The sequence below is a fragment of the Pseudogemmobacter humi genome (assembly GCF_900609055.1).
In the GTDB taxonomy this organism is placed as follows: domain Bacteria; phylum Pseudomonadota; class Alphaproteobacteria; order Rhodobacterales; family Rhodobacteraceae; genus Pseudogemmobacter; species Pseudogemmobacter humi.
Genome location: NZ_UXAW01000051.1, coordinates 53,857 through 67,113 on the forward strand (window position 1 = coordinate 53,857; position 13,257 = coordinate 67,113).

Annotated in this window: 11 protein-coding genes; all 11 read right to left on the bottom strand. The window is 66.1% G+C overall.

Annotated elements, in window-relative coordinates:
* Nucleotides 1–28: 28 nt before the first annotated feature.
* Entirely contained in the window at nt 29–823 is a 795-nt protein-coding gene (locus XINFAN_RS06530) for an NAD(P)/FAD-dependent oxidoreductase (protein WP_233352148.1), read from the bottom strand.
* Nucleotides 824–1,513, bottom strand: a complete 690-nt coding sequence (pdeM, locus tag XINFAN_RS06535) for a ligase-associated DNA damage response endonuclease PdeM (protein WP_124085685.1) — start codon at nt 1,511–1,513, stop codon at nt 824–826.
* Nucleotides 1,506–3,902 (bottom strand): ligase-associated DNA damage response DEXH box helicase, encoded by a 2,397-nt coding sequence (locus XINFAN_RS06540; protein ID WP_124085686.1) that lies wholly within the window; start codon nt 3,900–3,902, stop codon nt 1,506–1,508. The genes pdeM and XINFAN_RS06540 overlap by 8 nt, the downstream gene beginning before the upstream one ends.
* Nucleotides 3,899–5,452, bottom strand: a complete 1,554-nt coding sequence (locus XINFAN_RS06545; protein WP_124085687.1) for a cisplatin damage response ATP-dependent DNA ligase — start codon at nt 5,450–5,452, stop codon at nt 3,899–3,901. The genes XINFAN_RS06540 and XINFAN_RS06545 overlap by 4 nt, the downstream gene beginning before the upstream one ends.
* Nucleotides 5,449–6,444: a ligase-associated DNA damage response exonuclease gene (locus XINFAN_RS06550; protein ID WP_124085688.1), complete on the bottom strand. Its 996-nt coding sequence runs from the start codon at nt 6,442–6,444 to the stop codon at nt 5,449–5,451. The genes XINFAN_RS06545 and XINFAN_RS06550 overlap by 4 nt, the downstream gene beginning before the upstream one ends.
* The gene (locus tag XINFAN_RS06555) at nt 6,441–8,489 is read right to left on the bottom strand and encodes a catalase (protein ID WP_124085689.1); all 2,049 of its coding nucleotides are present in this window, start codon (nt 8,487–8,489) and stop codon (nt 6,441–6,443) included. Before XINFAN_RS06555 ends, XINFAN_RS06550 begins: the two co-directional genes overlap by 4 nt.
* A gap of 131 nt (nt 8,490–8,620) precedes the next feature.
* The gene (locus tag XINFAN_RS06560) at nt 8,621–9,685 is read right to left on the bottom strand and encodes a hypothetical protein (RefSeq protein ID WP_233352149.1); all 1,065 of its coding nucleotides are present in this window, start codon (nt 9,683–9,685) and stop codon (nt 8,621–8,623) included.
* A gap of 235 nt (nt 9,686–9,920) precedes the next feature.
* The gene (locus tag XINFAN_RS06565; RefSeq protein WP_124085690.1) at nt 9,921–10,382 is read right to left on the bottom strand and encodes a TspO/MBR family protein; all 462 of its coding nucleotides are present in this window, start codon (nt 10,380–10,382) and stop codon (nt 9,921–9,923) included.
* 154 nt (nt 10,383–10,536) lie between these two features.
* Entirely contained in the window at nt 10,537–10,854 is a 318-nt protein-coding gene (locus XINFAN_RS06570) for a hypothetical protein (protein ID WP_124085691.1), read from the bottom strand.
* Between the two features lie 552 nt (nt 10,855–11,406).
* Entirely contained in the window at nt 11,407–12,570 is a 1,164-nt protein-coding gene (locus XINFAN_RS06575) for an ABC transporter permease (protein WP_124085692.1), read from the bottom strand.
* Nucleotides 12,567–13,256: an ABC transporter ATP-binding protein gene (locus tag XINFAN_RS06580; protein ID WP_160144553.1), complete on the bottom strand. Its 690-nt coding sequence runs from the start codon at nt 13,254–13,256 to the stop codon at nt 12,567–12,569. The genes XINFAN_RS06575 and XINFAN_RS06580 overlap by 4 nt, the downstream gene beginning before the upstream one ends.
* Between the last annotated feature and the right edge of the window lies 1 nt (nt 13,257).

Consider the following 13,257-nt stretch of genomic DNA (forward strand, 5'->3'; position numbering starts at 1 on the left):
CGGGCAGGCGGCCGCGCTCTGCGAGATGTTAAACCCCGGCACCATTGTGCGATTTCGTCTTCATCTGCGGCAGATATTCATAGCCGGTGCAGAAAACCGCATGTTCCGCGACCAGAACCTCGCCCTTCGCCGTCGCCAGTGCGATGCCAGAGGGCAGTTCGGCCATGTCGGTAATCTCGACGGGCGAGACAATGCGCGCCTTCTGCGACAGTGTGGCCTGCAAAAGCCCCGCCGTCAGTTGCGCCGGGTTGGCCGAGGCCGAGGCCTCTGACCAGATCGCGGCCGGGCGGTCCATCGCGTATCGATCCATCAGATCGGCGCGTTTCAGATAATCGGCGCGGATGCCGATCTCCTGGCGCGCTTTCGCCTCATGCGCCAGCGCCCGCGCGCCCATCTCGTTCCCCGCCAGATAAAGCGCAGGCTTCGCGCGCATCTGGCAATCGAGTTTCAGCCTGCCGGCCAGCGCGACCAGATCCTCCACCGCGCGCACAGACCGCAACCAGGCCCGGTCGGCATGATCCTTGCCGATCTTCTTCCTCAGCCTCGTCAGCGGCACGTCGATCTCATGCTGGATCATCGCAGTTGACGCCGGGGTAGAGCCGCGAACGGCGGGGCGGCGGTCAAGGATCAGCACCGATTTTCCCGCCCGCGTCAGCGCCTCGGCCACCAGCCCGCCCGAGATGCCGGCACCCACCACGATCACATCGAAACGGTCGCGGGGCAGGCGCGGCTCGGTGGCAACCGCCGAATGCGGCGTTTTCACCCAGAAAGGGGTGCCGGTGCGCAGGTCATCCTTGCGGGTCTTCGCCTTGTGCTTCGCCATTCATGCCTCCTTTGAAAAGGTGTTGAGAGGGCTTCGTTTCCGGGCGGTCGGCATGGGCAGGGCAAAGACGCGCTCCGCGCAGGCCAGCGCGATTCCCCGCGTGGCAAGCGGTGCGAAAGCCGGATCGCCGATGTCGAGCCCCCCGGTATAGGTGCCGAAGGCGGGCAGGATCAGATGCGTTTGCCCCAGCACGAAACAGCGAAACCGCCGCCCGGCGAGCCGGGTTGAGGGGTGCATATGGCCCGAGATATCGGGGCCATCCGCGGCGATGTGGCGAAAGGCGATCAGGCCAGGCAGATGCGAAAGCCAGGTGCCTGGCAAATGAGCGCGGGCCGCGGCCGGATCGTGGTTTCCGGCAATCCAGAGCCAGTCCCGCCCGTCCGCGAGCCGCGCGATGACGGCGGCTTCGCGCGTTGCAACCTCGCTTGCGGCGTGATCATCGTCGAAGGCATCGCCCAAAGACACCACCCGCGCGGGGTCAAGCGCGGCAATCTCCGCCGCCAGCCGGGCCAGGGTGTCGGCGTCCTCAAAGGGCGGCAACAGCGCGCCACCCCGGCGCGCATAGCGCCCGGACCGCCCCAGATGCAGGTCGGCCACGACCAGCGTTCCCTGCGCAGGCCACCACAGCGCGCCGGAGGGGCGGGCCAGGAAATCCTCGCCTGCAAAGCGGAAGGGACAGCCCTCAGTCATCGCCCCGAACCCTGTTCAGACCGGCCTCTTCCATCAGATCCCGCGCCATCTTTTCCGCCAGACGCAGCTGGCCTTCGCCCGCAAGGCGGACGCGCCCCAGCTCCAGCAGAAGCGGCGCCGCGAGCGGCGAGACGCGGGGCAAAGCGCGCGGCCCGATCTGCGGGTTGCGCGCAATCATATCCGCGATGCGGTCGAAATCGATCAGCCCGCGCCGCGCCTCGTCGCGGGTCGCGCGCAGGAGGATGTGACCCGGATCATGGCGGCGCAGGGTGTCGTAGATGATGTCGCTGGAAAACGTCGCCTGTTTGCCGGTCTTGCGCGCGCCGGGCCGGTTTCGCTGGATCAGCCCCGCGATGGTGGCGACAGCGCGGAAGCTGCGTTTCATCAGCGAACTGGCGGCGATCCAGTCTTCCAGCCCCTGTTCAAGACCTGGCGTGGTCAGCAGCGGCGCAACATCGGTGACGGGTTGCAGCGAGGTGATCATCAGCGCGTGATCCGTTGCCAGAAACCCCAGCGGATCAAGGCCAAGGCCCTCCATCTGGCGGGTGACGAGCAGGCCGAGCGTCTGATGCGCGTTCTGCCCGGCGAAGCCGTAGATCACCAGATGCCAGCGGCCCGCGCGGGGGAATGTCTCGCATAAAAGCGTGCCGGGCCGGGGCAGGGCGCTGAACCGCGCTTGCAGCGCCAGCCAGTCGCGGATGTTTTGCGGCAGTTCCGCATGGCGGTCGGGATCGGCAAGGACCCTGAGCATCCGCTGCGAAAGCTCGGTCGAGGTGGCGAATTTCAGGCCGGAGAAGGTGGCGATTTTGGGCTCGCGGCCGGGGGTTGGCGTGACCTCCATCACCAGATCGCGGATCCGGTCATAGCGCAGCACCTGGCCGCCCAGAAGGAAGGTGTCGCCGGGCGAAAGGCTGGCGGCGAAGGTCTCTTCGATCTCGCCCAAGGGGCCACCGCCGCGCCCGCGCCTGCGCACCTTCAGCTTTTCGGCCTCGGTGATGGTGCCGATATTCATCCGCAGATCGCGGGCCGCGCGCGGGTCGCGCAGTTGCCAGAGCCCGCCGCGTAAAACCAGCCGCTGCCAGCGTTCGTAGATCCGCAAGGCATAACCGCCGGTGGCTGCGAAATCGAGGCAGGCGTCGAAATCATCGCGGCTGAGCGCGCGGTAAGGGCCCGCGGTGATGACCTCGGCATAAAGCGCATTCGCATCAAATGGCGCGGCGCAGGCGGTCAGCAGGATCTGCTGGATCAGCACGTCCAGCGGCCCCGGCCCGCGCGGCTCACCGTCCAGCTCGCCCGCACGGGCGGCCTCAAGTGCTGCGACGCATTCGATGACCTCGAAACGGTTCGCGGCCACGATCCGCGCGCGCGATGGCGCGTTATAGCGGTGGTTCGCCCGCCCGATCCGCTGAACGAGACGCTTGATATTGCGCGGCGCGCCGACCTGGATCACCAGATCGACATTGCCCCAATCGATGCCCAGATCAAGGCTGCCGGTCGCCACCACGGCGCGTAATTCGCCCGCCGCCATCGCGGCCTCGACCCTTTGTCGTGCTTCGCGCGCCAGCGCCCCGTGGTGGAGGCCGATGGGCAGAGCCTGGTCATTGGCCAGCCAGAGCGCCTGGAAGAACAGCTCGGCCTGCGCGCGGGTGTTGAGGAAGATGATCGTGGTTTTCGCGCCCGCCACCGCGTCCAGCACATCGGGCACCGCATAGCGCCCGCCGCCCCCGGCCCAAGGCGGCGGCTGGAGCGTGGGCAGCAGCGCGATGTCGGGCGCGGGGCCGGGATCGGCCTGCAAAACGCTTTCCGCCCCCATGAACCAGGCCAGCGCGGCGGGGTCTTCGACGGTTGCGGAAAGCCCGGTTGTCTGCACGCCGGGCGCAAGGCGCTTGAGCCGCGCAAGGCCCAGCATCAGCTGATCGCCGCGCTTCGATTCCGCCAGCGCGTGCAACTCATCCAGCACCACGCGCTTCAGAGACGAAAACATCTTCGCTGCCTCGGGCCAGGACAGCATCAGCGCCAGCGATTCCGGCGTGGTCAGCAGGATTTCCGGCGGATCGGCGCGCTGGCGGCGGCGCTGGCTTGTCGGTGTGTCGCCGGTGCGGTCGCCGACCCGGATGGCCAGATCCATATCGGTAATCGGGCGGGCGAGATTGCGCCCGACATCCGCCGTCAGCGCCTTCAGAGGCGAGACATAAAGCGTGTGCAGCCCTTTGCCCGGGTTCAGATGCAGATCGACCAGCGAAGGCAGAAACCCCGCCAGCGTCTTGCCGCCGCCGGTGGGCGCGATCAGGAGCGTGTCGCCTCGCGCGGCCAAAAGCGCAAGCTGATGCGGATGCGGTTGCCAGCCATTACCCGCGAACCAGTCTGAAAACAGCGGGGGCAGCGTCACAGCATGGCCCTCAGCGTTTCCAGCCGGTCGGCCTCTGCGGCGGGCTTGTCCCAGCGGATGCGCGAGATGCGCGGGAAGCGCATCGCCAGCCCGGATTTGTGCCGGGGCGAGGCATTCAGCCCCTCGAACGCCACCTCGACCACCAGCGCGGGCGCAAGCTGGCGGACGGGGCCAAAACGCTGCACCGTATGTTTGCGCACAAAGCGGTCCAGTTCGCGCAGCTCTTCATCGGTGAAGCCGAAATAGGCTTTGCCGACCGGCACCAGATCAGCACCATCCCAGAGCCCGAAGGTGAAATCCGAGTAAAAGCCCGAGCGTTTGCCATGCCCTGCCTGCGCATAAAGCAGCACCGCATCGACCACCATCGGGTCGCGTTTCCACTTGAACCACGGCCCGCGCGGGCGGCCTGCGATATAGGCGCTGTCGCGGCGCTTGATCATCACGCCTTCGATCACGGGCTCGTGCGGGGCGGCGCGCAAACTGGCCAGATCGTCCCATGTCCGGAACGGCAAAAGGGGCGACAGGTCGATCCGGTGCGGGTTGAAAACCGCCGCCTCAAGCCGCGCGCGGCGCTGGTCCAGCGGCAGGGGGCGCAGATCCTCGCCCTGCCAGGTCAGGATGTCATAAAGGCGCAGGGCGGCGGGATGGGTTTCGCGCATCTTCGCGCTGACCGCCTTGCGACCGAGCCGCCTTTGCAGATCGGCAAAGGGCGCGACTTCGCCGCCGCGCCGGATCAGCAACTCGCCATCGACCGCGCCCTCGAAATCCATTGCCGCAATGATTTCAGGGAAGGCGGCGCCGATCTCTTCGCCGGTGCGGGTGTAAAGCCTGCGGTTTTGCCCTTCGGCCACCGCCTGCACCCGGATGCCGTCCCATTTCCATTCGGCCAGATAGTCCGTCGGATCAAATGCCGCCAGTTCCCCGGGCGTCACGGGAGTAGAGAGCATCACTGGCCGGAACGGCGCCTCGGCGGGCGCGGGCGGGTCGCCGCCTTCCAGCCAGTGGAAAAGCGGAAGATAGGGCGGGGTCAGCCCGTGCCAGATCTCCTCGACCTCATCCACGCTGCGCGGGGTGCCCATGGCCAGCGCGGTGCGCGCAAGGCGGGCCGAGACCCCGACCCGCAGATTGCCGGTGGCGAGTTTCAGGAGCGCCAGCCGCTCGGGCGGGGTGAGGCGGTCGAGAAGATCCGCGATCACGCCCGGCAGTGCCAGCTTGCCGGTCTCGTTCATGAGCGTGACGGCCTCGGTGACGGAAACCTCAGCGTTCGGGCCGCTGGCCTCACCGGGCCAGAGGAGGGAAATCGTCTCGGCCAGATCGCCGACGAAATCATAGGAGAGGCGGAAAAGCTGTTCGTCCACCCGATCCGCCGCCAGCCGTTTCAGCAGGGAAGGCGAGACCTGCCGCAGATCCAGCTCGCCGGTCAGGACGGAAGCCGCATAGCCGCGATCAGGGTCGGGCGTGGTCTGGAAATAATGCGCCAGGATCGTCAGTTTGGCATTTCGGCCGGGGGTGAAGGCCAGCCGCTCCAGGAGGCGGGCGAAGGCCTTCATTCCGGCTCATCCTCATAGCCGATCAGGCGCAGCGGACGGGCGGGGATGCCATTCATCTCGCACCAGCGCAGCAGACCGTCTTCGGTGCCATGGGTGATCCAGACCTCTTCGGGGCCAAGGTCGCGGATGGTTTGCGTGAGTTGCGGCCAGTCGACATGATCCGAGATCACCAGCGGCAGTTCGACCCCGCGCTGGCGGGCGCGGGCGCGCACCGTCATCCAGCCCGAGGCATAGGACAGGACCGGATCGCGGAACCGCTGCACCCAGGGGCTTGCGAAGGCCGAGGGCGGCGCCAGCACCAGTTGCGCCTCTCCGGGATCGGTGGCGGGAACCAGCGGGCCAAGGTCGATCCCCTGCTCAATGTGATAATCGCAAAGCCGCTTCAGCGCGCCATGGATGGCGATGGGGGCCAGATGCCCCGCCGCGCGCGCCAGCGCGATCACCCGCTGCGCCTTCCCGAGCGCATAGGCGCCGACCAGATGCGGCCTCTCGGGGAATTCCGCCATGCTGGCGATCAGCCGCCCGGCCTCGGCCAGCGGGTCGGGGTGGCGAAAGACCGGCAGGCCAAAGGTCGCCTCGGTGATGAAGATATCGCAGGCGACCGGCTCCCAGGCCTGGCAGCAGGGGTTTGGCGTGCGGCAATAATCGCCGGAAATCAGGATGCGCGGCCCGCTATCGGGGGTGATGAGGATCTGGGCCGATCCCAGCACATGGCCCGCCGGATGAAAGCTGACGGTGACATCGCCGATCCGCACCGGGCCTTCGGCGATCTGGCGGCTGGCGGTGAACTCCTCGCCATAGCGGATCGCCATGATGTCGAGCGTCTGGCGCGTGGCCATCACCGCGCCGTGCCCGGGGCGGGCATGGTCGGAATGGCCATGGGTCACGAGGGCGCGTGCAACCGGGCGGAGGGGGTCGATATGGAAATCCCCCGGGGCGCAGTAAAGCCCGGCCTCGGTGGGACAGACGATCTCCTCCGCCCTGAGCGTCATGCCAGATCACGCACCCCCGCCTCACGCGCCCAGTAGCGGCGCCTGGCCATGTCGGGCAGGTCTTCCCAGGGGCCGACTCCCTCGCCATCCTCGATCCCGGCGCGGGCCAGGATCACGGCCGAGCCTTTGCAATGGCCGATGGCCTTCAGATGGGCGAAAGCATCCATCACGAAGCCGATGGCGGCACTGTCACGCGCCAGCTTTTCGGCCTGATCGGGCATCAGGATCATCGCGACGGCATCGAACAGCACCGAAGGGCTGCCGGCGAGTTGACCGTCCGGGGTGAGGGTACCGCCCTTCAGCTTCAGCGGCCCGACTTTGGGCGCGATGGTGAACACCGTGCCGCCTTCGGCCTCGATGGCGCTGGTCAGCTTGTCGATGCCCGCCTTGTCCGACCCCTCGGCGATCAGGAGGCCGACCTTGCGGCCTTTCAGGGTCTCGTGCCAGTTTTTCTGGATCGAAAGCGCGTCCGAGGGGGCAAGGTCCAGCGGCGCGCGGAAGGGGCTGGCGGGTTCGGGCAGGGCGATCCCCAGCCCGTCTGCGACGCGCTGACCGAGATCCTCTTCGATCACCCGCAGATGCGACACCACCCGTTCGCGCACATGGCCGAGCCCGACTTTCGACAGTTCGAAGACGAAGGCCGAGGCGATATGCGCCTGCTCATTTTCGGTCATCGAGCGCCAATACATCCGCGGCTGGCTGTAATGATCGCCGAAGGTTTCGGACCGGATGCGCAGCTTGTCGCCCGCAACCTCCTGCGGGGCGGTCACGAAGCCACTGGCACTGGCGCGCGGCCCGGGATCCTCGCCCGCCTGATCCAGGCTGTTCGGCTCGTAATTCGCGCGGCCCTTCGGCACCTGCGTCTGCATCAGCCCGTCGCGCATCATATTGGCATAGGGGCATTTCGGCGCATTCACCGGGATCTGGTGGAAATTCGTCGTGCCAAGCCGCGATTTCTGGGTGTCGAGATAGGAAAACAGCCGCCCCTGCAACAAAGGATCATCGCTGAAGTCGATCCCCGGCACGATGTTTGAGGGCAGGAAGGCCGCCTGTTCATTCTCGGCGAAATGGTTGTCGGGGTTGCGGTTCAGAACCATGCGGCCGATCACCCGCAGGGGCACGATTTCCTCGGGGATGATCTTGGTCGGGTCAAGCACGTCGTAAGGCAGGCTGTCGGCCAGCGCCTGATCAAAGACCTGCACCGCGAAATCCCATTCCGGGAAGTCCCCCGCCGCGATGGCCTCGAACAGGTCGCGACGGTGGTAATCGTTATCGGCGCCCTGGAGTTTGGCGCTTTCGTCCCAGATCAGTGATTGCATGCCGAGCACCGGGCGCCAGTGGAATTTGACGAAGCTGGCCTCGCCCGTCTCATTGACGAATTTGAAGGTGTGGACGCCGAATCCTTCCATCATGCGCAAGGATCGCGGGATGGCCCGGTCAGACATCGCCCAGATCACCGTATGCAGGCTTTCCGGCATCAGCGAGACGAAATCCCAGAACGTGTCATGCGCCGAAGCCGCCTGCGGATAGCCGCGATCCGCCTCCATCTTCACCGAATGCACGAGGTCGGGGAATTTGATCGCGTCCTGAATGAAGAAGACCGGGATGTTGTTGCCGACCAGATCCCAGTTGCCCTGATCGGTGTAGAATTTCACCGCAAACCCGCGCACGTCGCGCGGCGTGTCGACCGATCCCGCACCGCCCGCGACGGTGGAGAAGCGCACGAAAACCGGGGTTTGCTTACCCTTTTCGGCGAAAAGGCTTGCCCGGGTCAGCCCGGGGATCGGATCGGTGCAGGTGAAGACCCCATGCGCGGCGGAACCACGGGCATGGACGATGCGCTCGGGGATGCGCTCATGGTCGAAATGGAAGATCTTCTCGCGCAGGAGGAAGTCTTCCAGCAGGGTCGGGCCGCGCGCCCCTGCGCGCAGGGAGTTCTGGTTGTCGGAAAACGGGATGCCGTGGTTCGTGGTCAGCACGGCGCCGCCGCGCTGCTGCGTCTCACCCGCATTGCCGGTGGTGCTGTCATAGGATTTCCGTGCCATCTGTCCTGCCTTTCAAAGGTGGGAAAGGGTGGCGCTGGCGGGCATGTCCGAGGCCCGTGGCGCCGGCTCTGTCGTGAGGCGGGGCGCGCGCGCCTGAACGGTGCGCGCGCCCCGCGAAGGTATGACGGGTGTCAGAAGCGGTAGCTGAACCCGCCCCAGATGCGGCCTTCGTCGCGGTGACGGCCACCGCGAACCGCGCCGGAGACGGCTGCGGCACCCGCCACCAGAGCGGCCGCCGTCAGCAGAAAGGCGGTCAGGATCGCGCTTTTGCGGGCGGTCTCGGCGGCGGCGATCGCGGCTTCCTCGGCCTCTTTGGCCAGACGTTCGGCCTCGGCACGTGCCTCCGCCACGGCGGCTTCGGCCTTCTCGCGGGCGTCCTGGACGGCGGCTACCGCCTGATCCACACGCGCCTCGACCTGGGCCTCGGTTTGTCCGGTGCGCCGTGCGACAGCGGCGATGAGGAAGGCGCGGTCATCCTCAGAAATCTCGCCGCTCCGCAGGACATTCCCCAAAACGATACCGCTCTGACGCGCAAGTTCGGCATCATCCATCGACGGCGTGCCCGGTGAGGTGGTGCCGTCGGCCTGCTGCACTCCCTGACGCATGGCACTTACTTCGGGGCGCATCAGGGTGCTGTTGATATAGTCCATCAGCCCCTCATCCGCATCATCGGGGATGGCCGCGCCCACGGCCTGGGCAACGCCCTGAACCGCGCCGCCGACCGCGTTGCCAGCGCCCTGGACGACGCCGCCGACAGCCGATCCGGCAGCCGTTGCGGCGGTGCCCACCGCAGAGGCCGCACCGCTGATCGCCCCGGCAGCCATCCAGGCCGTCACCAGCATGCCAAGACCCCAGACCACAAGGCCGTTGATCCCGTCGCGGGCCGCGACCTCATCGGCGGAGGCATCATCGACGCGCCGCCGCATCCGGCCGGCGATATAGCCTCCGGCCAGATAGCTTGCGACCAGCGATATCACGAGCCAGAGCGCCGTCACGATCAGCCAGAGACTGAACGATCCCTCACCCGGCTCGGCCGAAATCGTCGAGAGACCGAGAGCCGCCCCGAATGCGGTGAAGAGCCCGGCGGTGGCGGCGGCAACAACCGCGCCGCCGAACACCGCAGCCCAGTCAATATAGGCGCCGCCGGTTTCACGACGCGGTGCCGAGGCGGCGGTCATGGTTTCTGTGCGTTCCATTTCAACTCCTCCTCAGCGCAGGCCAAGCAACGACAGGATGGCGAGAACCACGACCACAAGGCCGACCAGATAGATGATGCTGTGCATGAACGTCCCTCCCGAAAATGCCTGTTCAGGCGATTACAGATAAAACCTCCGGATGCGGCGGGGGCACCGGGTGCCGCATCCGGAGCAAAACGCAAAAAATGTATACTGGTTCCATGTTTTATGCGCGCGGCCGGGCTGCGTGCCGCGTTCAGTTCAGGCGCCAGATTTCGAAATTCAGCAACGCAGCAAAGGAAACCCAGGCCAGATAGGGAATGAACAGACCCGCCGAAAGCCTGTCCCGCGGCAGCGCCCGCAGAATGAAAGCAAGGATCGTGGCGAGCAACAGAGAGATCAGGACCAAGGCAAGGCCCGCGCTCTCCAGCCCGAAGAAAGCAGGCGACCAGGCGTAGTTCAGCAGCAGTTGCAGCCCCCACAGGGCGCGGAGGCTCCCGGTGCCGGAACGGCTGTCTGTCGTCCGCCCGAATACCCGCCAGCCCACCACCCCGATGATCAGATAGAGGATCGTCCAGACCGGGGCGAACACCCAATTTGGCGGGTTGAAAGCGGGTTTGGAAAGGCTCTCATACCATGGGCCGGGGATGTTGAACCAACCGATCACCCAGCCTGCGAGAACCACAGGAACGACGAAAAGGGCTGCTCTCAGGAACATGCTGCGATCCTTATGTGGGGGTGAAGGTGCCCTGGTCCGCGGCGAAGCCGAACCGCTGCCAGGTCCGCCAGACAGGGTCGCGGCCCGCGCGGGAGCAGAGCGGGCCGCAACCGTCGGGAAAGGGAGGGAGGTCCTTTCCCGACGAAAAGCGCGTTCAGCGGCGACGGTCGCCGGACAGAACGCCACTGAGGAGCATACCGGCGGCAAGGCCGAGAAGGCCGACGGTCGAGAGCACGGTTGCGGTGGTGCCGGGGTTTTCGCGCATGGCGCCGACCGCGGCACTGGCCTGATCGCGGACCCGGGCCACCGCCTGACCTGCGCGGCCCTTGCCATCTTCGAACATCTCTTCGGCGTCATCCATCGCATCCGAGGCGCGCGATGCCAGCGATTTGCTGATCTTCGACATTTCCTTTTTCAGATCGGCGATCTGTTTTTCGAGATCGGCGCGGATATCATTTGCGGCATCGGCCATCACTGCACTCCTTGATGAAACTACCCGGGCTCGTGAGCCGTCGCTGAGCCCTGGATCAGAAAATGCGCTGAGGTCGATCTGGTTCCGGGAGGTGACGTAGGGTTCTCTTAGGGCCGTCGATGCGACATTTTCATTTGTCCGCGCCGGGGAGCATCACAATGGTCTGGGGCGCCTTGATTGGGCTTTGTTGCACAACAGAAGATTTTGCTCGGAAGCAGATCAATTTATGCGCCGCTTTTCTCTCGCGGCCGACACTGGCCGGTCAATATGGCCTGAACGCGGCCTGAGCACGATAGTTTTCTTCTATTGTGCAACAAAGCCTTATGCCATGCTCCATGGCCAGTCTCATTGGCGATGTTTTTACACAAGTCCAATTTATCATTATTTATTTTTGGCCAATGCAGAAAATAAGGCGACGCCGAAAGCTATGGGTATCCGTCAATCCCGAAGCCATGTCTGCCTGCTGTTACTGCTGTTGAACCAGGTCCGCTCCGGAGGGGGCGGATGGTTGTTTCGGGTGCCGGCTGGCGTGTGACCCGGCACCCCTGCACCTCAGCTGCCGCGCAGGATGATCGCGGGATCCACCCGGGCAGCGGTGATGGCGGGGATCAGCCCGGCGATCAGCCCGGTCAGCAGAAAGAGCAGCCCGAGCCCGGCTATGTACTGTGGAGCCAGCGAGCCTTCGGATGACAGCCCGGGAACGCCTGCCCCTGCCATATGCTGCAACAGCAGATGGCCGAGATACGGGCCTGCGACAAGCCCGAGCCCGAGGCCGGCGCCGACAAGGCCCGCGACCTCGGACTGGACGCCGATCATGATGCGCCATTGCGTGGCGCCCAGTGCCCGGCGGATAGCGATGTCGCGCAACTGCCCCGACACGGAAAATGTGAAGGTTGTCGCAATGGCAAAGGCCGAGATGCCAAGCGCGATGCCGCTGATCGTGCCCGAGACAAAGCGGTAGATTGTCAGGATCTCGGCGGCGCGGGCGGCCTGATCGCGACTGGACCAGATCTCGACCATGTCAGGGTCGATCCATGGTGTCAGTCCCTCGCGCAGCCGCTCAGCGCCAAAGGACAGCCCGTCCGAATGCAGAAAGCCGCTCCAGACGAATGTTTCCCCGGTCATCGCCCGGCCCGGCGGGGCCAGCCGCAGCACGGCGCGGTCCAGCGTCCAGAAGGGGGCGCGCCCCGTCGCATCGAACACGCCCGCCAGCGGGCAACGGCGGTCGCCGAAATGCAGCCATTGCGGCAGCGGATCGCCAAGGGAAGCCGCCAGCGTCCGCCCGACAAGACAGCTGTCCGCGGTGGGAGCAACATCGGGAGCGAGGCCGACTCCCCAGGCCGCCAGAAAGCCGGGCTCTGTCGTCAGCAGTTCGACCTGGCCGGTATCGGAAGCCTCGGCCAGACGGACAAACTGGCGCGAGAAGGGTGCGAAGGCCAATCCGGCATCGGCAAAGGCCGCATGGATCGCGCGTTGCATGTAAAGGTCGATATGGGCCGCATCGGCGCGGCCGCGGCTGACATCCGGCGCGGCGATCAGCGGGAAGCTCAGCACCGCCTCATTGCTGAGGCCGGAGGCGATGCGGGTCTCGAACCCCGCCGTTGCGGCAGAGGTGACGATCCGGTTGGCCAGCACCACCGAGAAACAGGCCGCGACCAGCACGAGGATCAGCAATCGCCGCAGCATGACGCGCCCGCCGGGCCGGGACTGCTTCATGCCGGTGCCCCCGCCTCGGCCAGATGCCCGCCCCGCAGGACAAGAACACGGTCGAAATGAGGGCAATGTGCATGGTTATGGGTCACGACGACCACGCTGCGTCCGGCATCGGCGTCCCGGGCGAGGATCAGGCGCAGGATCTCTGCCCCCGTCGCCGGATCAAGACTGCCCGTTGGTTCATCGGCAAGGATCAGGCCGGGCGTGTGTACCGTGGCGCGGGCGAAGGCCACACGCTGTTTCTCGCCCCCGGAGAGCGCGCTTGCCGAGACTGCCGCCAGATGGGACAGGCCCAGATCGGCCAGCCGTTCAAGGGCGTGGCGATGCGCGGCGGAAGCCGCCATACCATCCAGGCGCAGCGGCAGAGCGATATTTGCGGCGGCGGTCAGATGCTCGATCAGCGCATAATCCTGGAACATGAACCCCATCCTCTGCCGACGTAACCGCGAACGAAGGGAATCTGCGGCCCGTGCCGGATCCATGCCGAACAGCCGGACCCGGCCCGCATCCGGGCGGCGGAACCCGCTGATCAGTTCCAGCAGCGTGGTCTTGCCAGCGCCGCTTTCGCCAAGGATGCACAGCCTCTCGCCTGGCGCGAGGGTGAGGTCGACGGCGTCAAGCACACAGCGGCCCGTCGCGCCGCCATGGCGGACCGAAACCTGGTCCAGCTGCAAGGGAATGTCCTGCATG